This window comes from Bradyrhizobium sp., assembly GCF_019244115.1.
In the GTDB taxonomy this organism is placed as follows: Bacteria; Pseudomonadota; Alphaproteobacteria; order Rhizobiales; family Xanthobacteraceae; genus Bradyrhizobium.
The window spans coordinates 1-20,002 of sequence record NZ_JAFATE010000212.1 but is presented as its reverse complement, the minus strand read 5'-3'; the positions used below and the strand labels follow the sequence as shown (position 1 = coordinate 20,002).

The following is a 20,002-nucleotide window of genomic DNA, read 5'->3' as shown; positions in this document are numbered from 1 at the left end:
GGGCGACGAGGTCATCATTCCAGCTCCCTATTGGGTCAGCTATCCGGAGATGGTGGCGCTCGCGGGCGGCGAGCCGGTCGCAATCGTGTGCACGGCCGAGCATGGCTTCAAGCTGCAGCCGGCGGATCTGGAAAAGGCGATCACGCCGAAGACCAAATGGATCATTTTGAACTCGCCGTCGAACCCGACCGGAGCCGCCTATTCGCGCGCCGAGCTGAAGGCGATCACCGACGTGCTGGTCAGGCATCCCCAGGTCTGGGTGATGACTGACGACATGTACGAGCATCTCGTCTACGACGACTTCGTGTTCGCCACACCGGCGCAGGTCGAGCCAAAGCTGTATGAGCGCACGCTGACGGTGAACGGTGTGTCAAAAGCCTATTGCATGACAGGGTGGCGCATCGGCTATGCCGGGGGGCCGGCCGAACTGATCAAGGCGATGTCGACCATCCAGTCGCAGTCGACCTCGAACCCGTCGTCGATCTCGCAATGGGCGGCGGTCGAGGCGCTGAGCGGTCCGCAGGATTTCATTCCGGCGAACAACAAGGTGTTCAAGGAGCGGCGCGATCTCGTGGTTTCGATGCTGAACCAGGCGAGTGGCATCCATTGCCCGCGGCCGGAAGGCGCGTTCTACGTCTATCCGTCCTGCGCGGGCACCATCGGCAAGACCACGCCGTCGGGCAAGACGCTCGTCAACGACGAGGATTTCGTCACCGAGCTCTTGGAGCGCGAAGGCGTTGCGGTGGTGCATGGGTCGGCCTTCGGGCTCGGTCCGGCATTCCGGATTTCCTACGCGACCAAAACCTCCGATCTCGAAGACGCCTGCAAACGCATCCAGCGCTTCTGCGGCGATTTGAGATAGGCCGGAGCATAAGTGGCGGCGCGGGGGGCGACCACGAGGGTCGCCCCTACGCCTATGGTAGGGGGCGCCCCTTGTGGGCGCGCGCTTACGGCTGCGTCCCGGGCCTCCTCAGGCCCGGCCATGACCAAGCAGAAAGGTGAGAGCCTTCGTCGATTGGTAAAACTCCACGGTCTAAGTTTCGATTTGGAAGCGCCTTGTTTTGGACAAGGCGCTTCTTTTTTTGTGTTTTTGCGAATTTGCGCCAACAGGGGGCCATCGGCGAATTCGTTCGAAATGGGGATCAGAAACTTCAAGTGGGGATCAAATCAATGCGACTGTCGATGCTTTCGGTTGCCATCGTCGCGCTGCTTGCGGCGATGGCAGGCGCCGAGGCGATGCCGCCGGTTCGGGCCGGCACGTTGGAATGTCAGGGGGGCCGCAATGTCGGCTTGGTGCTGGGCTCGGTCGCCAGCCTCGATTGCGTGTTCAAGAGCGGCGCACGGCCGCCTGAAGCCTATATCGCGACCGTGCGCCGTTTCGGCCTCGACCTCGGCGTCACCCGGAGCACCAAGCTGACCTGGGCGGTCAACACACCCTCCTATCGCTTTGCGCGCGGCGAACTGGCCGGGACCTATGGCGGCGTCGGCGCCAACGCGTCGATGGGGTTCGGCGGCGGCGGCAATCTTCTGGTCGGCGGCCTCGGCAACGCCTACGCGCTGCAGCCCATCAGCGTGCAGGGCCAGACCGGGTTCAACGTCGCGGCCGGCGTCGCCGGCCTGGAGCTGGAGCCGCTCTGGTACGGCCGGCGCAGCGGGCGCTGGCATCGCTCGCCATCGCACATGCTGCACACGATGCTGATGATACGCTGAGTTCATGGGCGGCCGGCGCTCGCCCTGAGATTGCATAAGCGAACGGTTTTCCGTGGCCGGGATGAACGCCAAATCTGGAACGGTGGCGGCCGTTGTGCCATAGAGTGCGGCGCGCCGGCCTCACGTCCGGCGCGCGTCCCATTTCAATCGGAGTTTCTTCATGCGCCGCTCTTTTGCCACTGCCTGGGTTGCCGCCGCCATGCTGACCGCATCGTTCGCGACCGCCCAAGCCCAGGACCGCGTGCGGGTCGGTGTTCTCGAATGCCGGGGCGGCGCCTCGATCGGCTTCATCGTCGGCTCGGTGACCAATCTCGGCTGCGTGCTGCGCGCCGATGGCATGCCGGAGGACCGCTATGTGGCGACCATCCGCAAGGTCGGCGTGGATCTCGGCATCACCGAGCAATCGGCGCTTGCCTGGGTGGTCTATGCCCCCGTTGCCCATATCGGGCCCGGCGACCTCTCGGGCAACTACGCCGGCGCCCAGGGCAGCGCTTCGCTCGGCGTCGGTGTCGGCGGCAACGTGCTGATCGGCGGCTCCGCCAATTCGATCGCGCTGCAACCCCTGAGTGTGCAGGGCCAGGTCGGGGTCAACGTCGCGGCCGGTCTCGAAAGCCTGGAACTGCGCCCGGGACGTTAAGGACTACCCTTCTCACCGTCATTGCGAGGCGCAAAGCGCCGAAGCAATCCAGAGCCAAGCATAGGACTCTGGATTGCTTCGCTTCGCTCGCAATGACGGGGCAGTACTGACCCATCCGTACTCCTCCGCACCGCAGCGACGTTTTTCCCGCTTGCCAAAGCTGGGCGACCGGCAGAGCATGGACATTTGCCGACCCAATCAAGGGCCGAGCTCCAGACGAAGGAGAACGGCGAAATGGGACAAGACGTCAGAAGTCCCCGCGGTCCACGGTGCATTGCGCTGGTGGGCCCTTTCCAAAGCGGTAAAACCACCCTTCTCGAAGCGATATTGGCCCGCACCGGCGCCATTCCGCGCGCCGGCAGCGTCGATGCCGGTACGTCGGTGGGCGATGCCAGCCCCGAGGCGCGCCATCACAAGATGAGCGTGGCGCTCACCGCGGCCACCACGACCTTCATGGGCGAAAGTTACACCTTTCTCGATTGTCCCGGTTCGGTCGAGTTCGCGCACGACATGCGCGCGGCGCTTCCCGCCGTCGATGCCGCGGTCGTGGTCTGCGAGGCCGACGAAAAGAAGCTGCCGCAGCTCCAGATCATTCTGCGCGAGCTGGAAGAGCTGAAGATTCCCCGCTTCCTGTTCTTGAACAAGATCGACCGCGCCAATAAGCGCATTCGCGAGACCCTGGCGACCCTGCAGCCGGCCTCGCCGATCCCCCTGGTGCTGCGCCAGATTCCGATCTGGAACGGCGAGTTGATCGAAGGTTTCGTCGATCTCGCTCTGGAGCGCGCCTTCGTCTATCGCGAGCACAAGGCCTCCGAGGTGATCGCGCTCGAAGGCGGCAATCTCGACCGCGAGAAGGAAGCCCGCTTCTCGATGCTGGAAAAGCTCGCCGACCATGACGACGCGCTGATGGAGCAGCTTTTGGAGGACATCCAGCCGCCGCGCGATGCCGTGTTCGATGATCTCGCCCGCGAACTCCGCGAGGGCCTGATCTGTCCGGTGCTGCTCGGTTCCGCCTTGCGCGAGAACGGCGTGCTGCGTCTGATGAAGGCGCTGCGCCACGAAGCCCCCGGCGTCGCCGAGACCGCCAAACGCCTCGCCGCGCCTGCCATGAAGGAACCGCTGGGCTATGTGTTCAAGACGGTGCATCTGCAGCACGGCGGCAAGCTGTCGCTGACGCGGCTGTTGTCGGGACATTTGGATGATGCCGCGTTCGTGCATGCCTCATCGGGCGAGGCAGCGAAGGTCTCCGGCATCCTGTCGGTGAGCGGCGCGCACGATTCCAAGCGCCCGTCGGCGGAAGCCGGCGATACCGTGGCGCTCGGCAAGCTGGACACGGTCAAGACCGGCGACTCCATCGCGGGCGGCAAGATCGCGCCCGCGGCGCTGATCAGGATCGAGCCGGCGCGGCCGGTGCTGGCGATGTCGATCGCGGCCACCGATCGCAAGGACGATGTCAAGCTCGGCCAGGCGCTGCTCCGCCTGAACGAGGAGGATCCCTCGCTCACCATGGTGCAGAACCCGCGCACCCACGATACCGTACTGTGGGGGCAGGGCGAGATGCATCTGCGCGTCGCATTGGAGCGGCTGAAAGACCGCTACGGCGTCAGCGTCAAGTCGCATCCGCCGGCGATCGGCTATCAGGAGACCATCCGAAAGGCCATCACCCAGCGCGGCCGGCACAAGAAGCAGTCCGGCGGCCACGGTCAGTTCGGCGACGTGGTGCTGGACATCAAGCCGCTGCCGCGCGGCGAAGGTTTTCAGTTCACAGAGAAGGTGGTCGGCGGCGCGGTGCCGCGCAACTATATTCCCGCCGTGGAAGAGGGCGTCAATGACGGCCTCGCGCGCGGTCCGCTGGGCTTCCCGGTGGTCGACGTTTCGGTGACGCTGACCGACGGCTCCTATCACAGCGTGGATTCGTCCGATCTCGCCTTCCGCACGGCGGCGCGCATCGGCCTCAGCGAAGGCCTGCCGCAGTGCCAGCCGGTGCTGCTGGAGCCGATCCACACCGTGGAAATCGTCTGTCCGACCGAAGCGACCGCAAAAATCAACGCGATCCTGTCATCGCGGCGCGGCCAGATTCTCGGCTTCGACACCCGCGAGGGCTGGCCGGGCTGGGATTGCGTCCGCGCCCTGATGCCGGAGGCTGAGATCGGCGAACTGATCGTCGAACTTCGCTCGGCCACCGCCGGCTCCGGCAGCTTTACCCGGCAGTTCGATCACATGGCCGAGGTGACGGGACGCACCGCCGACCAGATCATCGCCGCGCATCGCGACGCGGCATAGCTCTTAACCGCGGCTGCTCCGCATACGAAACTCGTCCTGCCCGGCCTTGTGCCGGGCATCCACATCTTTGATCCAGCGAAGGAAGCCGTGGATGGCCGGGACATCTGCGCGAAGACGCGCTTCGCACTTTTGCCCGGCCATGACGATGCCGAGACATTTGCATACGTCATTGCGCTTGATCGGTAGCATTGACAGCGCGCCGGCTCTGTCGGATGTGACCCACATGACCGTTGCACCCAGACCACCCGCCGCCTGCCTGATCGGCTGGCCGGCCGCCCATTCGCGCTCGCCGCTGATCCATCATCACTGGCTGCGCAAGCTCGGCATCGCCGGCGGCTATACCATCGAGGCGGTCCCGCCGGAAGAGTTCGCCGAGTTCGTGCTGCATCTGTCGCACCACGGTTTTGTCGGGGCCAATATCACGATCCCGCACAAGGAGCGCGCGCTGGCACTGGCGGCGCCGGACACGCGTGCGACCGCCGTCGGCGCCGCCAACACGCTGTGGTACGAGGATGGAAAACTGCGCGCGACCAATACTGACGTCGAGGGTTTTGTCGACAATCTGGACGCCAGTACGCCGGGTTGGGACCGGGCCGAGGAGGCGCTCGTGCTCGGCGCCGGCGGCTCGGCGCGCGCGGTCGTGTTCGGGCTCGTCGAGCGCGGCATCGAACGCATCCATCTCGCCAATCGCAGCGGCGAGCGCGCGCAGGCGCTCGCGGCGCAATTCGGCAGCCGGATCGAGCCGGTCGCGTGGGACATGATCGCGGACCGCCTGCCGCGTGCGGGGCTGCTGGTCAACACCACCTCGCTCGGCATGAGCGGTCAAGGCGAACTCGACATCGATGTCGGCCGGCTGCCGGGCGAGGCCGTGGTCAGCGATCTCGTCTATGTGCCGCTCAAGACGCCGCTGCTGGCAGCGGCCGAGGCGCGCGGACTGAGAACGGCGGATGGATTGGGCATGCTGCTGTATCAGGCCGTGCGCGGATTCGAGCTGTGGTTCGGACGACGTCCGGAAGTGACCGCGGAATTGCGCGCATCGGTGGAAGCCGATCTCGCGCGCACCTAACGCCTCCCCGTACACCGCCCTTCACGAAAAGTTTGCGCCGGAATAACGCCATCGAGACGGGGTCTTGGTGGTTTGTATCCGTTGGAGAATTCTCATGCCCCCTCGATCCCTGCTGCTCGCCCGTCCCCTCATCGCGCTCGCGATGGTCGCGTTCTCCACGCTGTCAGCGGTGTGCCAGCAGGCGCCGACCCCCTCGCGCGTCCGCGGCACCATCGAAAGCGTCGATGGCGACCTGCTCGCGGTGAAGTCGCGGAGCGGCGAGGACGTCAAGCTGCACATGACCGGCGACATCCTGCTGGTCGGCATCACCAAGATCGCGCTGGCCGATATCAAGGTCGGCTCCTTCATCGGCACCACCACCGTGCCGGGCCCTGACGGCATGCCGACCGCCGTTGAGGTGCATGTCTTCCCGGAAGCGATGCGTGGAACCGGCGAGGGCTCGCGGCCGTATGACCTCCGGCCCAACTCGACGATGACCAACGCCACGGTGAGCGAAAGCGTCGTCGGCAATGACGGCCATACGCTGCTGGTCAAGTACAAGGATGGCGAGAAGAAGGTTTTGGTCACGCCGGAGACGCCGGTCGTCACCTATGTGCCGGCCGACAGGTCTGACCTGAAGGCAGGCGCAAAAATCATCGCTTTCGTCAAGCAGCGCGCGGATGGTTCGTTCGACACCAGCCGCATCAGCGTCGGCCGCGACGGTCTCACCCCGCCAATGTGACGATGCCGCGCGTGCCGCTCCCTCCGCTGTCGTCCCCGCGAAAGCGGGGACCCATAACCACAGGCGGATGTTGTGTACGTGCGACTGGCCGCGTGCACGATCGAGAGATTCCGCGGTATGGGTCCCGGCGTTCGCCGGGACGACACGGAGGGTTGGGCGGCGCCCGGGTCTCGCCTGTAACGTTTCCATCCAATCATCCGTAGAGTTCAAAGGAATAGCCCCGCACCCACGGGGTTTGGCCTCGCGTGTGGGCGCGGGGCGCGCCATTTTTTCCGGGAGAGAACGTCATGCAAAAACATGTTTCATCGCTGCGCGCGCTGGCCGCGGGCCTCGCCGCGATCACGATGCTGGGAACGGCCGCATGGGCGCAGCAGGCGCCGATGACGCGCATCCGCGGCACCATCGAAGCCGTCGACGGCCCCGTCCTTGCGATCAAGAGCCGCGACGGCACCGACATGAAAGTCAGGATGACCGACAATGTCGCGGTCTTTGCCGTGGTGAAGACCTCGTTGTCGGAGATCAAGGAGGGCTCCTATATCGGTGTCACCGCGATGCCTGAGCCCGACGGCACCCAGAAGGCAATCGCCGTTCACATCTTCCCCGAGAACCAGCGCGGCGCCGCCGAGGGCTTTCGACCCTGGGATCTGCGCGCCAACTCGACCATGACCAATGCGACCGTGGCCGAGACGGTCAAGGGCACCGAGGGGCAGAACATCCTGGTCAAGTACAAGGACGGCGAGAAGAAAGTCGTGGTGCCGCCGGATACGCCGATCGTCACGTTCGTGGCGAGCGACAAGGCCGAGGTCAAGCCCGGCGCAAAGATCATCATTTTTGGCGCGCAGAAGAAGGAAGACGGCACGCTGGAGGCCAATCGCGTCAATGTCGGCCGCGACGGCATCACCCCGCCGATGTGACGCGCTGCGTCATTCCGGGGCGCGCGAAGCGCGAACCCGGAATCTCGAGATTCCGGGTCTGGTGCTGACGCACCAGCCCCGGAATGACAGTTGAGTAATTCGGCGTATTTTCAACACCTCGCCCTCACCCCCCGCCGTGCAGTGCGCCGAGCCCACGCAGCACGAGCGCAACCGCGCCCATCAGCGAGCCGTCGGTAGTGAAGCGGGCCGGGACGATCCGCAGGCGCTGCGCCTCGGCGAGTTGCGCCCGCTTGAGCAGCGTGTGGCGTTCATAGGAATCGGGTGAGCCGCTCGAACAACAATGGTCCGGCCGCAGCACCGGCGCCCGCCACGATGACGATGCCGGGATTGAGGATCGAGCCGATGATGCTCAGTCGGCCGCCGGCCGCTTCGGCAACTCCGGCGATCGCCTCCGCCCATTCGATATCGCCGCCAAAGGCGCGTTCCATCACGTCCTCGATGCTCACATATCTGTCGAAGCGATCCGACATCTGCTCCAGCACCGAACGAAACCTGCTGACAATTCCAGGCAGCCGCGGTTGCCCCACCAGCACAGGCCGCCATTGGGGTCGATCGAGGCGTGGCCGAACTCGCCGCCGGCTCCGGCGGCGCCGTGGTGGCACCACGCTCGCTCATGCCGCGCACGATCCGCGCCTCGGTCGTGCGTGCCGGATGATCCTTCAAGAGGGCGATGATCTCCCTGCATGGCACGGCAAAGTATCATGGTGTCGTTGACCGGGGTATTTCTTCATCGTAGAGAAAATTACAGGCGTCAAAAGACGGACTGCCGTGTCTTCACCCCGGGCGTGATCGCCGGTAAGCGGGAGCGGCGTCATCAGGAGCGAGTTGTAGAAATTGCGCCGCACGCCTGCGCGGGTACCGGCGACACAGGTGGTCGATCACGCCTCGGCCCAGGCCGAGGCTCAGGTCGCATCATCCTGCCGCTGTCGCCGCCGATCCTGATCGTCACCGTGATCTGGCAGTTCACGGGAATCTGGAACGACTACATCATCGGCATGGTGTTCACGTCCGGACGCGAGCAGCCGATCACGGCCGTGCTGGTCGCGCTGGCGACCGCCGGCCAGCAGGCGGCGCAGTTCGACGTCGCGAGCAGCGCGGTGCTGATCGCGGCCCTGCCGCCGCTTTTGATCTATTTCTTCGGCGGCAAGTATTTTGTCCGCGGCCTCACTCTGGGGGCGATCAAGTAGAGGCATGGCGACGCTGACGATCAAGGGCGTGCACAAGCGGTTCGGACCGGTCGAGGTCCTGAAGGGCATCGACATCGAGGCGCGCGACGGCGAGTTCGTTGCGCTGGTCGGTCCCTCCGGCTGCGGCAAGTCGACCCTGCTTGCGATGATCGCGGGGCTGGAGACGGTCACCTCGGGACAGATTTTCATCGACGAGCGGCTGGTCAATGCGGTCGCGCCGAAGGACCGCGACATCGCCATGGTGTTCCAGTCCTACGCGCTCTATCCGACCATGACCGCGCGGCAGAACATCACCTTTGGCATGGAAAGCGGCGGCGTGCCGCGCAAGGACCAGGACGAGCAGATCGCCCGCGTCGCGCAGCTGTTGCAGATCGAGCCGCTCTTGAGCCGCAAGCCGGGTCAGCTTTCCGGCGGCCAGCGCCAGCGCGTCGCGATGGGGCGGGCGCTGGTGCGCAATTCAAAGCTGTTCTTGTTCGATGAGCCGCTGTCGAACCTGGATGCCAAGCTGCGCGTCGACATGCGCGCCGAGATCAAGAAGCTGCACCAGCGTGTCGGCAAGACCACGATCTACGTCACGCACGACCAGGTCGAGGCGATGACGCTTGCCTCGCGCATCGCGGTGATGCATCAGGGCAGCGTGCAGCAGTTCGATATCCCGAAGCGCGTCTATGCGCGCCCCGCCAACACGTTCGTCGCCGGTTTCATGGGCTCGCCCTCAATGAACTTTCTTGACGGGCGCCTCGCTGCCCGCGACGGCGGCGCGCTTTGCGTCGAAATCCCGCTGGCCGATGGCAGCGTGGCCGCGCTGCCGCTGGCGCGGCCGCCGGCTACCGCGCCTGCCGACGGCAAGGTCGTGCTTGGCATCCGTCCCGAACATCTCTATCGCTATGACGCCGAGCTAAAGGCTAAGAAGCCGGCGCTCGCCCGCCTCACCGCACCCGTGGAGCTGGTCGAGCCGACCGGCGCCGAGACGGTCGCAAACTTGCGGATCGGCGGTCGCGAGGTGGTCGGCCGCTTCGATCCGGACGGCGCGCCAGAGGCCGGCGAGCAGCTCGACCTCGGTATCGACATGGCGCCTGCGTGCCTGTTCGATCCGGTCTCGCAAGAACTCATTCCGGACGCCTCATAAAGACTTAAATCTCGGACGCCTCATCATGAACTTCGCCACTTATCCGAGCCTTGCCGGGCGCGTCGTGTTCGTCAGCGGCGGCGCGACCGGCATCGGCGCCGACATCGTGCGCGCCTTTGCCGCCAATCAGGCTCTCGTCGGTTTCGTCGACCTCAATGCGGATGCCGGACGCGAGCTCGAAGCCGATCTTGCTGCCCGCGGGCAGCAGGCGCTGTTCCTCAAGGTCGACGTGACAGACATTGCGGCGCTCAGGGCATCGATTGCCGAGACGAAGGTGCGGCTCGGCCCCGTGGCCGTGCTCGTCAACAACGCGGCCAATGACGCGCGGCATGAATTTTCCGAGGTCGACGTCGATTATTGGGACCGTGCGCAGAACGTCAATCTGCGCCACCATTTCTTTGCGGCGCAGGCCGTGCATCCGCAGATGCGCGAGCTCGGCCATGGCGCGATCATCAATCTGGCTTCGATCGCCTGGCGCTTTGGCGGCGCCGAGTTTCCGGCCTATGCGGCGGCGAAGGCGGCCATTCTCGGCCTGACGCGGGCGCTGGCGCGCAAGCTCGGCCCCGACAACATCCGCGTCAATGCGATCGAGCCGGGCGCGGTCATGATCGAGCGGCAGCGCCAGCTCTGGTACACATCGCAGGCCTCGATCGCCGCAGTGGTCGAACGGCAGGCGCTGCGGAACGTCCTGCTTGGCGAGGAGATCGCGCGCGCTGCGCTGTTTCTCGCCGCCGACGACAGCCGCATGATCACAAAGCAGTCGCTGATCGTCGATGCGGGCCTGCGGTGAGACGATGCTATCGATCCTCCATCGGAGGTGAAATCTGGCACGGATGATGCACGCCCATCGCGTGCTCGCCGCCATCCTGCAGGAGGTCGAGCCGGCCGAGAGCTAGAAGGGAACGAGATGAGCATCACTGCGGAAACGATCGAGAGCGTGCCGGCAAGCGTCGACAGCAGCGCGCGCAAGGCGCTGCTGGGCTCGGCGGTCGGATATGCCATGGACGGCTTCGATCTCCTGATCCTCGGCTTCATGCTGCGGACGATTGCGGGCGATCTAAAACTGTCGCCGGCGCAATCCGCCTCGCTGGTGACGGCGACGCTGATCGGGGCCGTGCTCGGCGGCATCGGTTTTGGCATGCTGTCGGATCGCCTGGGCCGGGTCCGCGTACTCACCTGGAGCATCGTCCTGTTCGCCGTCTTCACCGGCCTCTGTGCCTTTGCGCAGGGCTACCTCGACCTCCTGATCTTTCGGGGCATCGCCGGGATCGGTCTCGGCGGCGAATTCGGCATCGGCATGGCGCTGGTCGCCGAGGCCTGGCCGGCGTCAAAACGCGCCCGCGCGTCGTCCTATGTCGGCCTCGGCTGGCAGGCCGGCGTGCTGGCGGCCGCGCTGGTGACGCCGCTGCTGCTGCCGCTGATCGGATGGCGCGGCATGTTCGCGCTCGGCGTCTTCCCGGCCATCGCAGCCTATGTCATCCGCGCCTCGCTGCATGAGCCGGACGTCTTCGTCGCCAGATCCAAGGACCATCCAAGAGAGTCCGCGCTGCATCTTCTCGTGAAGGACGGCGAAACCGCAAAACTCAGCCTCGGCATGGTGATCCTCTGCTCGGTGCAGAATTTTGGCTATTACGGCGTCATGATCTGGCTGCCGAACTATTTGTCGGCCCGCTTCGGCTTCGCCCTGACGCAGTCGTCGCTGTGGACCTGCGTGACCATCGCCGGCATGGCGCTCGGCATCGTTCTGTTCGGCCATATCGCCGATCGCGTCGGCCGGCGGCCGGCCTTTTTGGGCTACATGTCCGGTGCCGCGATCATGGTGCTGGTCTATTCCCGCCTGACCGATCCGATTGAGCTCCTGGTCGCCGGCGCGGTGATGGGCTTCTTCGTCAACGGCATGCTCGGCGGCTACGGCGCCTTGATCAGCGAGTTGTTTCCGACCGCGGCGCGCGCCACCGCGCAGAACGTGCTGTTCAACATCGGCCGTGGCGTCGGTGGCTTTGGTCCGGTGGTGATCGGCGCGATCGCCTCGGCCGCTTCGTTCGAAACCGCGATCGCATTGCTGGCCGTGCTCTACGGGCTCGACATTGTGGCGATGTGGTTCCTGATTCCCGAGCGACGCGGCGCCGAGCTCGCCTGAGCGGCCGCGACCGCGGCGCCTGCCTGGCTAGCTCTGAACCTCATCATCCCGTTGCGCAACGCGCTCAGCCAGTACTTTGATGCGGAAAAGGAGCGTCTCCTCGGCACGAACGTGGAGGCACCATTCGCCGCCGGGTGTCAGTACATCCTCGATTTCGCGCACGATGCGCATGGCTTGGCGCCAAGCTATCTCGTCGCTCGCGAGGTCTTCCCCCATGTTATCGCGGTATGGCTTATCGCCGTCGATGTCGAAGTAGTAGCGGGGCATGCGATCTAAACGATGCCCATGAGGTCGCGTTCCAAGACGGATTGCCGGCCTTGTGTGAGCTAGGCTGCTTCAGGACGTGCAGTGTGGCGGTCGCCCCCGCCATCTTGATGCTCATGCTGACCGCCGGCATCGAGGAGCAGTCGAGAGCGCCAAAGCATTTCGAGCGAAATGGCCACTCGTTCCATCACCGCCGAGGCGGCATGCAGGCGCATGACCGCTTCCCTCTCAAGCTGCCCCGTGGCGGCGCGATGAAGAATTTCAGGTAGCGGAAACGTACTCCGGTTAGGCATGGACCCAGATCACCCCCCGGCCGAATTTTAACTCAGGTTAAATCGTAATGTTCCAGCGCCGAACCCGCCAGGGTCTGGAGGGCCGGTTCAATACGGTCATAATTGCTGACCTTTCGGGTTCAGGACTCCTCCTGCTCGCGCATCAGGACAAACAACTGCTTCACGCAGGCGAGGCGCAGCCTGCGTTCGTGGCGGCGTCGATACTCCTTGCAAGGCGTGCGCTTGGTCGTTTTCATTACGGCAAAATCTCGCACCCACGTTCAGGCCTTGCACGCCGGCGATTGCGTCCATCGCGACCTATTCCGCTCGTCCGCAGTGCCGGACCGCGTGGCCACGTTCATGATCGACACGGGTCTGTTCACCACGTTCCGTACTCGCGCACGACTTTTTGGTCGACCTATTTTAATCTCGTGCTGCCGCTGCCTGTCAAACTCAGCAACCAACGATGGCTGTTGTTAGCAGAGAGGGCTCACCGCTACCCGACCCGTGACGGGCGCTACGAACGGTACCCCGCGGAGCGCTTCGATGAATTGGGAAGCAAGCTGATGAAGCAGGCATCAATACTCATCGTCGAAGACGAGGCACTCATTCGAATGATGCTGGTCGAAATGGTCGAGGACCTCGGGCACAAGGTCGTTGGGGAGGCGGGAAGAATAGATGAGGCTCAGTCCCTTGCGGAAACTCTGGAGTACGATCTGGCGATCCTCGACATCCACTTGCACGGGGCCAACGCGGAGCCGGTGGCGCAGGTCGTTCGGAGGCGGGGCCGGCTCCTCTTCTTCCTGAGCGGATATGGCCCGAATGGCATACCCGTCGAATTTGATGGAACGCCAACCCTGGACAAACCTTGCACGCCGGGCAATCTCAAGCGCATGATTGATGCTGTCCTGTCGAACGAGAGGCCTGAACAAGCGCAACCACCTTAGAGCCGCAGCGCAAACGGGTTGGATCAGGTTGAGGCGGAAAATTCAGGTCTATTTAAGGATGTAGATCGCGCTGAACCCAATTTCCGGAGTATTACGGGTGTCGGCAGCCCGCGCAAAAAAGCGCTGCAAACCTAAGTATGATTTCACTTTAGTGTGTGGTGGGCTCCCCTTTCCTCGAGGGCAACCATGTTCGGCATACCCCTCCAGGACAGGAGGGCAGTTTTGTTCAGGCCTTCGGTCATTTCGGTCGTCGATGACGATGCGTCGGTCCGCGCTTCGATGAACAATCTTTTGCAGTCGCTGGGCTACGTCGTGCATACGTTCGCGTCGGCCGAGGAGTTTCTGGGGTCAGCGTGTTTGAATGACACGTCGTGCGTGATCTCGGACGTGCAGATGTCACCGATGAACGGCCTCGACCTGTTGGCGCAAATGCGCATGCAGGGCCGTACGACGCCTTTCATTTTCATCACGGCATTCCCAGATGAAAGCGTTCGCGCCCACGCGCTGAAGGCCGGCGCGATGTCTTTCCTTGCGAAACCGTGTGCGACCCCGAACCTGATCGCATGCATCAATGCCGCGCTTGCGCACAGGGATGGTGGCGGGGACTGATCCATCCTCGCCTCAGTGGCCCTCCAGCTCCTTCAGCGCGACGTCGGAAATCTCTTTGGGATCGCGCAGCCCGCGCTCACCGGCAGCGATGATCTTTGCTGCTACGATTTCGGTAATCGGGTCGTTGCGATCCACCAGTCCAAGCGTCTTCAGGGCGCGGTCGAAGGCTCGATTGAGAATTTCGATTTCAGCAGCCGAGAAGTTGCTGCCTTTGAGCAGGCGATCGATTGGCACTCCATGTCCCCAGGGATGCAAGAACAACCGGCCAGGGGATTGTACAACGAAATTCGGAACCGAACATCCACTGGGTTCCAGGCTGCGTGACTTTGCACGCGTTGCGGGACGGAGATTGTCGCGGTTCCCGGGAGGCTGAGGCCTTTTCGGCAAACCAAGCCCTCGTCTCCGGGTCCGCCAGGCGCGCCAACAGGAACTGATTGCAAACTGGACCGCCATGGCAACGAGACCAAGGTGCTCGTCACATTGAGAGCTATGCAACCGCTCCAAGGTGTCGAACGCCTTCTAGGCGAGTTGTGCAGGGAATGCCACTCCGGTTTTTGGGTCTCACGAAACCATGGTGCCTGTTTGGCGTTTTACTTGAATGTCAAAGGAGTTCCCCAGCGAGCGCGACAGACTGACGCCGGAAGAGCGCAAGGCCAGGGATGCAGAACGTCGGCTGGATGCCGAGCAGGCACTGCGAGAGCATCAGCTGGCGCAGGAAGCGCTCCGCAAGAACCTGGAACGATTGAGAGCTGAGCGTTTGGCCCGGGACGCCTCGGCCAAAAAATAGAGGCCGCCTTGCGAGCGGCCTCTCGATTTCGAACGGCACCCCGCGCTGCCGGTTTTGTCATCGAAGCAGTCGGCGGCTAGCGCGGCTGTGGCGCTCGAGCGGATCGTTCTTGTCGTCCAACCTGCTTACTTCTTCAGGCCATCCGCCGCATCGCGCAGGCCATCCTTGACATCGCCTGCGGCCTTGTGTGCTGCGCCCTTGGCCTTGTCCATTTTGCCTTCAGCTTCCATGCTCTTGTCGCCCGTGAGCTTACCGGCGCCTTCCTTGACGGCACCCTTTGCTTTGTCAGCGGCGCCTTTCACGTGTTCGCGATCCATGACGGTTATCCTATCTTGTTAGACGTTGCAGGATAACGGCGGGCCGGTTCGGCCGTTCCCAACAAAACTGCCGGCACAAGCGGGCGGCGAAGCTGCTGGGCTTTCACGGGTCACGTCAGTTATTGCCAGGTCGATGCCAGTGTTTGCCGAAGGATACCGGGTTTCAGTGTGACGCCAGGGCGTCCCGCAGGCTGAGCCGCTCCCCGTCCGGCCTGCGGACGTAGAGCTGGCTCTCCAGCACCGCCTGCATGGTCTCGAACATCGCATAGAGGTCGTCGCAATAGACTGACGGATTGTCATAACCGTTCGCCCTGGAAAAGCGGTGCGGCAGGTAGCCGCCGCCGCAGGCGTTCATGAATCTGCATTGCCGGCATTTTTCGCACAGATTGATGGACGCATCGCGCGCCGCCTTCCAGCGCGGCTCGTTCCTCACATCATCGATCAGGTGATCGAATATGTTGAAGGTCGTCTTTGTGAAACCGTCGCCCGCGATCCGCAGCACGTCGTGCGCCTCGATGGTACCGTCGGTCATGACCGTGCACAGTTCGACGGGCTGATGGCCGACGCCCTCGGTCGGCGAATTGTTGCCGAGCAGCGCGGCGACCATGTCCGAGATGGTGCGGATGCTGACCGTGGGCCGGCTGCGGTTGGCCGCCATCCATAGTTCGAACAGTCCGTTGTAGAATGCTGCGATGGACGGCGGTTTCTCATCCACCGTCGCATCAGGGATCATGATGTCGTAGCTGGTAATTCCGCAGCCCGCGAAAAAGTCGACATAATGCGCGGGCGGATAAGCGGGGTTGCAGACCGCCAGCGCGGTCACGGCGATGTCGCGCCCGACAAGCAGGCGGGCGGCCCGTTCCACCGCGGCATGCGTGCCCGTGCCCTGAAATGTCCGGCGGTGAATGTCATGAATATGCGCCGGCCCGTCCAGGCTGATCGCGACCGCGATGTCGTGGGTTTCGAAGCAGTTCAGCCAGGCAGCATCGATCAGCACGCCATTGGTGGTAACCGCAATCGGAATTGTGCAGCCGGTTCGCGATGAAATCGCTTCGCAGGCTTCGGCGAAGCGGTGAAAATTCTCGACGCCCCACAACAGCGGCTCGCCGCCATGCAGGACGATGGGAAAGGCGACGAGGTCGTATCGGCTGACATGCTCCTCAATGCGCCGCAGCAACTGCTGCAGCACGCCGGCGCTCATCAGCTTCGGTTTGTCGTAGACCGCCGCGTCGCGGAACCAGTAACAATAGGAGCAGTCGATGTTGCATCTGGTCGCGACCTTGACCAGCAACTGCGAGATCGGCTGATCCTGGAAGGCGGCGGGCGCTGCGAGGTCAGCCGACATGCCGATTCCGGGGTGAGTTCACCAAACCTAAGACTGATCTAGTAACCTCGCGCAAACCCTCTGCGGAATGCGCCGACGCCCGGGGCATACGCCCCTCTGCGAAAGGCGCCTGCATGCGGCCCCTTTGCAAAGCCGCCTCGTCTGAAGGCGGCCTGGGTGGGCGCTGCCGTGTCGGAAGCAGCCTCGGAGTTCTGTTCGCGCAAATTGTTCAGCAGCGCATCGATGCCTTGATGATCACTCTGAACCGTGGCGCCTGGGCCATGCAATTGGATGAGGCCCGCCAAAATCTTCAGCGTCAACATGACCGAACTCCTTCAGCCCGAAGACAACCAAAAAACCTACGGGTCCCATACAACTTCGAAATTGTGGCGTGTTCTTGTTGCGCGGCCCGCGGGTGCTGGGACAGCCGTGTTGACAAAAGCAGCGTTGCTGACAGAAGCGGGGTGGGCGCGCGCGGGCTTCTGTCCTTTCGCCGGGCACCCCCAAATGTCGGCCTCTCAGCCCCATGGCCCGCGCGAAGCCGGCGGGCGATTCCATGGACTGTGTGGGGGATAGTCGGGCTCGATGTCCACCTGAGACATGCTGTCGGATCTGCCGAGTTCGCGCGCGAGCTGCTGCAGGGCCGCAATGCGGTTCTCGGTCGACGGATGCGTCGTAAACAGGTTGTCCATGCCGCGGCCCGACAACGGATTGACGATGAATATGTGCGCCGTCGCTGGATTGTTCTCGGCCTCGATGTTCGGGATCCGATGCGCCGCACCCTCGATTCTGACCAGGGCAGAGGCGAGCCACATCGGCTGTCCGGCGATGCGCGCGCCGAGATTGTCGGCGGCATATTCACGCGTGCGGCTGATCGCCATCTGCACCAGCATGGCCGCGAGCGGCCCCAGGATCATGATGAGGATCGAGGCGATCGCGCCAGGTCCGCTGTTGTTGGTGTTGCGATGGCCACCAAAGAAGAAGCCGAACTGCGCCAGCATGGAGATCGCGCCGGCGATGGTCGCGGTGATCGTCATCAGCAGCGTGTCGTGATGTTTGACATGCGCGAGCTCGTGAGCGATCACGCCGGCGAGCTCCTCGCGGCTCAGAGACTGCAGCAGTCCGGTGGTCACCGCCACGGCAGCGTTTTGCGGGTTGCGGCCGGTCGCGAATGCGTTCGGCTGCGGATTGTCCATCACGAAGACGCGGGGCATCGGCAGTCCGGCGCGATGGGCGAGTTCGGCCACCATGGCGACGAGCTCGGGCGCGGCGTGCCGATCGACCTCGTGCGCGCCATAGGTCGACAGGACCATGCGATCCGAGTTCCAGTAGGCGAACAGGTTGGTCGCCGCGGCGACGACAAGCGCGATCATGGCGCCCGTGCCGCCGCCGATCAGGTACCCGATCGCCATGAACAGGGCGGTCAGGGCCGCCAGCAGGATCGCAGTTCGAAAGTAGTTCATGTTGCGCTCCCTGGTCCGTCCGCAGCAACTGTCATCGAGGTGGGATCGGTTCCGCAGCGCTCAAGTGCGGCATCGTGCATCATGAGCGACCTATTGGCAGCCGAGACGGGTGCTTTGATGTAGCGCAAGCCTCTCCCCGGTTCCGCAACGGTGAAGGTCCCTGGTATGCTTTCCGCGTGAAGAGCATGGAGGCAGAGGGATTTCGGATCATCCTTGATAAGGATGGCATCCTGGCGAGGCTCGTGAACGTGTGCCTTCCAAAGGAGTCCGATGAGGACAAACCCGAGTCCAACGGCCCGACTTGCCGATCGCTGACGGTGAACGTCCGGTCCGACCCAGCAGCCGACGCGGAATGGAAGGCGCATTTGACCCGAAGCCGACTTTTGTAGTCAGCCGAATGGCCTAGTTATTCAAGCTTCAGCATATCGGATGATGCTCTGATTTTGAACGTTTGCGACAAGTTCATCTGCACGAGATAAAAGTCGGCGGAGCAAGGGAGAGGAATTTGTTTCGTTGTACCCCAAAGTGAGATCGATAGTCGGAGGTACACCCTCGAGCGCTCGGGCAACAACGTTTGGTGTCAGCATATTCTGCGCATAAAGCGGGATAAGAGTAATCCCGCCGGTGGATACGACGAGTGACATTGCCGAGTGCAGGGTATCGCCTTCGTATTCTGCCTTGAGCGTGATCCCGACCTTTGACGCGTAATCCTGAATCACGGAGTGCAATACCGGAGCAATTCTCGCCGAGCTGACGTAAATTTCGCGAGCAAGATCCTGCGGCCGAATTTTTTTGCGCGATGTCAGACGGTGGTCCGCCGGGAGCACCGCGATCAGAGGTTCCTTGGCCAAGAATTTGAAGGCCAGACCAACGCTCTGTGTTTCGCGGCGAAGGAAGGCCACGTCCAATTTCCCCCGCATCAGCGCAACAGCAAGTTCAGGAGAGGACTGACTGTTGAGTATGATTTCAATGCCTGGCGCTTCCTCACGGATTATGCGCAACGCGTGGGGTAGCCATACAACCTCCTGTCCAGCCAGAAACCCCATTGAGAACGCAAGCTTCTCCGGCTGTTCGGCTCGCCGAGCACCCTCGGTCGCGGCCTCGACCTGCAAAAGCGCCAATCGCGCGTGATCGAGAAAAACTCTCCCGGCTGCCGTAAGGGCGACGCCGCGTGCCTGCCGCTCCAGCAGCTTCACGCCGACTTCGGCTTCCAGATCGCGAATCTGCCGGCTCAATGATGGCTGCGAGGTGTTCAACCGCCGTTGCGCAGCGGTCAACAAACCGCCTTCCTCTGCCACCGCAATAAAATAGCGCAAATGGCGTAGTTCCATAGATGATGCTCGCTATACCTCAAAGGCATAGGCCGAACGTACAAGGTCTTTGTCTCCGACAGAAGAGGGATTTACCTTTGCGCACGCAGATCAAAGAAAAGGAGATAAGAAAATGTCTACGGCACCCAAGCCCACCATCGTGTTCTGCCACGGCCTCTGGGCCGATGGCTCCTGCTTCAGCAAGGTGATCCCCACCCTGCAGGCCGATGGGCACGAAGTGATCGCCGTCCAATACGGGCTCAATAGCTACGCGGACGACGTGGCCACCGTGAAGCGCACGCTGGGGCGGGTCAGCAGCCCCGCCGTCCTTGTCGGTCACTCCTACGGCGGCGCCACCATCACCGGCGCGGGGACCGACGAGCGCGTCGCCGGTTTGGTTTATATCGCCGCCGTCGCTCCGGACGTCCATGAGACCGTACAGAGCGAACTTAACAAATACCCCACCGAAATCTTCTCCCAGATCGAGGTCGCAGGCGGACGCGTCTGGCTGAAGCCGGAAGGCGTCAGGTACTTCGCGGGAGACCTTTCCGAGCAGGAGCAGAAGCTGGTCTGGGCGACCCACTACCCGCCCGCCGCCGACCTGCTTGAGCAGCAAAATCTCGATCAGGTCGCCTGGAGGTCGAAGCCGAGCTGGTTCATCCTCGCACAGAAGGACCAGACGGTGCATCCCGATCTTCAGCGTTTTCTGGCGAAACGCATGAACGCGACCATCGTCGAGACCAACAGCAGCCATGTCATCATGCTGTCCCAGCCTGACGTCGTCATCGATGTCATCCGCAAGGCTGCTGCTGCTGTTCAAAGAAGTCGGACGGAATAAGTTCACGTTTCCCACGCGAAGGAGATGCCGTTTGCAAAGCGGCTTCTCCTTGTCTTCCGGAGG

General features: G+C 63.3%; 24 protein-coding genes and 1 pseudogene. 16 read left to right on the top strand and 9 right to left on the bottom strand.

From position 1 onward, the window contains the following. The 7 genes from JOZ76_RS09470 to JOZ76_RS09440 form a co-directional block, all read left to right on the top strand. Positions 1-862: pyridoxal phosphate-dependent aminotransferase (locus JOZ76_RS09470; RefSeq protein WP_291698362.1), on the top strand; the 862-nt coding region annotated here is incomplete at its 5' end. A gap of 308 nt (positions 863-1,170) precedes the next feature. Then, on the top strand, positions 1,171-1,710 hold the full coding sequence (locus JOZ76_RS09465) for a DUF992 domain-containing protein (protein WP_291698361.1): 540 nt from the start codon (positions 1,171-1,173) through the stop codon (positions 1,708-1,710). A 160-nt stretch (positions 1,711-1,870) separates the two neighbouring features. Further along, on the top strand, positions 1,871-2,347 hold the full coding sequence (locus tag JOZ76_RS09460) for a DUF992 domain-containing protein (protein WP_291698360.1): 477 nt from the start codon (positions 1,871-1,873) through the stop codon (positions 2,345-2,347). Between the two features lie 234 nt (positions 2,348-2,581). Continuing rightward, positions 2,582-4,630, top strand: coding sequence for an elongation factor G (locus JOZ76_RS09455; RefSeq protein WP_291698359.1), 2,049 nt, complete (start codon positions 2,582-2,584; stop codon positions 4,628-4,630). Positions 4,631-4,853: 223 nt separating this feature from the next. After that, entirely contained in the window at positions 4,854-5,696 is an 843-nt protein-coding gene (locus JOZ76_RS09450; protein WP_291698358.1) for a shikimate dehydrogenase, read from the top strand. A 142-nt stretch (positions 5,697-5,838) separates the two neighbouring features. Then, on the top strand, positions 5,839-6,417 hold the full coding sequence (locus JOZ76_RS09445) for a hypothetical protein (RefSeq protein WP_291698365.1): 579 nt from the start codon (positions 5,839-5,841) through the stop codon (positions 6,415-6,417). Positions 6,418-6,761: 344 nt separating this feature from the next. Further along, positions 6,762-7,331 carry a hypothetical protein gene (locus tag JOZ76_RS09440; protein ID WP_291698364.1) on the top strand — a complete coding sequence of 190 codons (570 nt, stop codon included), beginning with the start codon at positions 6,762-6,764 and terminating at the stop codon, positions 7,329-7,331. Between the two features lie 269 nt (positions 7,332-7,600). Here JOZ76_RS09440 and JOZ76_RS09435 read toward each other — a convergent pair whose 3' ends face one another. Together JOZ76_RS09435 and JOZ76_RS38180 are read right to left on the bottom strand one after the other, a co-directional pair. Further along, complete coding sequence (locus JOZ76_RS09435; protein ID WP_291698357.1) at positions 7,601-7,822, bottom strand: hypothetical protein; 222 nt, start codon at positions 7,820-7,822, stop codon at positions 7,601-7,603. Further along, positions 7,795-8,037: an ROK family protein gene (locus JOZ76_RS38180; RefSeq protein WP_366938553.1), complete on the bottom strand. Its 243-nt coding sequence runs from the start codon at positions 8,035-8,037 to the stop codon at positions 7,795-7,797. The genes JOZ76_RS09435 and JOZ76_RS38180 overlap by 28 nt, the downstream gene beginning before the upstream one ends. A 223-nt stretch (positions 8,038-8,260) precedes the next feature. Between JOZ76_RS38180 and JOZ76_RS09430 the strand changes: the two are divergent. From JOZ76_RS09430 to JOZ76_RS09415, 4 genes and pseudogenes are all read left to right on the top strand, one after another. Continuing rightward, positions 8,261-8,539 (top strand): annotated as a pseudogene (locus JOZ76_RS09430) (carbohydrate ABC transporter permease); the annotation flags it as partial. Between the two features lie 4 nt (positions 8,540-8,543). Next, positions 8,544-9,668, top strand: coding sequence for an ABC transporter ATP-binding protein (locus JOZ76_RS09425; RefSeq protein WP_291698356.1), 1,125 nt, complete (start codon positions 8,544-8,546; stop codon positions 9,666-9,668). A 25-nt stretch (positions 9,669-9,693) separates the two neighbouring features. Then, on the top strand, positions 9,694-10,458 hold the full coding sequence (locus tag JOZ76_RS09420; RefSeq protein WP_291698355.1) for an SDR family NAD(P)-dependent oxidoreductase: 765 nt from the start codon (positions 9,694-9,696) through the stop codon (positions 10,456-10,458). 117 nt (positions 10,459-10,575) lie between these two features. Further along, complete coding sequence (locus JOZ76_RS09415) at positions 10,576-11,808, top strand: MFS transporter (RefSeq protein ID WP_291698354.1); 1,233 nt, start codon at positions 10,576-10,578, stop codon at positions 11,806-11,808. A 27-nt stretch (positions 11,809-11,835) separates the two neighbouring features. On the opposite strand, the gene JOZ76_RS09410 is transcribed toward JOZ76_RS09415, so the two are convergent. Next, on the bottom strand, positions 11,836-12,075 hold the full coding sequence (locus JOZ76_RS09410; protein ID WP_291698353.1) for a DUF6894 family protein: 240 nt from the start codon (positions 12,073-12,075) through the stop codon (positions 11,836-11,838). A gap of 83 nt (positions 12,076-12,158) precedes the next feature. On the opposite strand from JOZ76_RS09410, the gene JOZ76_RS09405 reads away from it, so the two are divergent. The 3 genes from JOZ76_RS09405 to JOZ76_RS09395 all read left to right on the top strand — a co-directional run bounded on the left by JOZ76_RS09405 (position 12,159) and on the right by JOZ76_RS09395 (position 13,900). After that, the gene (locus JOZ76_RS09405) at positions 12,159-12,341 is read left to right on the top strand and encodes a hypothetical protein (RefSeq protein ID WP_291698352.1); all 183 of its coding nucleotides are present in this window, start codon (positions 12,159-12,161) and stop codon (positions 12,339-12,341) included. A 71-nt stretch (positions 12,342-12,412) separates the two neighbouring features. Next, positions 12,413-13,291 carry a response regulator gene (locus JOZ76_RS09400; protein ID WP_291698351.1) on the top strand — a complete coding sequence of 293 codons (879 nt, stop codon included), beginning with the start codon at positions 12,413-12,415 and terminating at the stop codon, positions 13,289-13,291. A gap of 186 nt (positions 13,292-13,477) precedes the next feature. Beyond that, positions 13,478-13,900 carry a response regulator transcription factor gene (locus JOZ76_RS09395; protein ID WP_291698363.1) on the top strand — a complete coding sequence of 141 codons (423 nt, stop codon included), beginning with the start codon at positions 13,478-13,480 and terminating at the stop codon, positions 13,898-13,900. Between the two features lie 12 nt (positions 13,901-13,912). Here the strand turns inward: JOZ76_RS09395 and JOZ76_RS09390 are convergent, their stop codons facing one another. Continuing rightward, positions 13,913-14,134 (bottom strand): hypothetical protein, encoded by a 222-nt coding sequence (locus JOZ76_RS09390; RefSeq protein WP_291698350.1) that lies wholly within the window; start codon positions 14,132-14,134, stop codon positions 13,913-13,915. 364 nt (positions 14,135-14,498) lie between these two features. On the opposite strand from JOZ76_RS09390, the gene JOZ76_RS09385 reads away from it, so the two are divergent. Then, entirely contained in the window at positions 14,499-14,687 is a 189-nt protein-coding gene (locus JOZ76_RS09385; protein WP_291698349.1) for a hypothetical protein, read from the top strand. A gap of 125 nt (positions 14,688-14,812) precedes the next feature. Here JOZ76_RS09385 and JOZ76_RS09380 read toward each other — a convergent pair whose 3' ends face one another. The 5 genes from JOZ76_RS09380 to JOZ76_RS09360 form a co-directional block, all read right to left on the bottom strand. After that, complete coding sequence (locus JOZ76_RS09380) at positions 14,813-15,004, bottom strand: CsbD family protein (protein WP_291698348.1); 192 nt, start codon at positions 15,002-15,004, stop codon at positions 14,813-14,815. A gap of 163 nt (positions 15,005-15,167) precedes the next feature. Next, positions 15,168-16,349: a radical SAM protein gene (locus tag JOZ76_RS09375; protein WP_291698347.1), complete on the bottom strand. Its 1,182-nt coding sequence runs from the start codon at positions 16,347-16,349 to the stop codon at positions 15,168-15,170. A 38-nt stretch (positions 16,350-16,387) separates the two neighbouring features. Further along, positions 16,388-16,651, bottom strand: coding sequence for a hypothetical protein (locus JOZ76_RS09370; RefSeq protein WP_291698346.1), 264 nt, complete (start codon positions 16,649-16,651; stop codon positions 16,388-16,390). A 195-nt stretch (positions 16,652-16,846) separates the two neighbouring features. Next, positions 16,847-17,791: a zinc metalloprotease HtpX gene (htpX, locus tag JOZ76_RS09365; RefSeq protein ID WP_291698345.1), complete on the bottom strand. Its 945-nt coding sequence runs from the start codon at positions 17,789-17,791 to the stop codon at positions 16,847-16,849. 410 nt (positions 17,792-18,201) lie between these two features. Beyond that, positions 18,202-19,122, bottom strand: a complete 921-nt coding sequence (locus JOZ76_RS09360; RefSeq protein ID WP_291698344.1) for a LysR family transcriptional regulator — start codon at positions 19,120-19,122, stop codon at positions 18,202-18,204. A gap of 112 nt (positions 19,123-19,234) precedes the next feature. Here JOZ76_RS09360 and JOZ76_RS09355 point away from each other — a divergent pair, with 112 nt between their 5' ends. Continuing rightward, positions 19,235-19,939, top strand: coding sequence for an alpha/beta fold hydrolase (locus tag JOZ76_RS09355; RefSeq protein ID WP_291698343.1), 705 nt, complete (start codon positions 19,235-19,237; stop codon positions 19,937-19,939). Positions 19,940-20,002 lie beyond the last annotated feature (63 nt).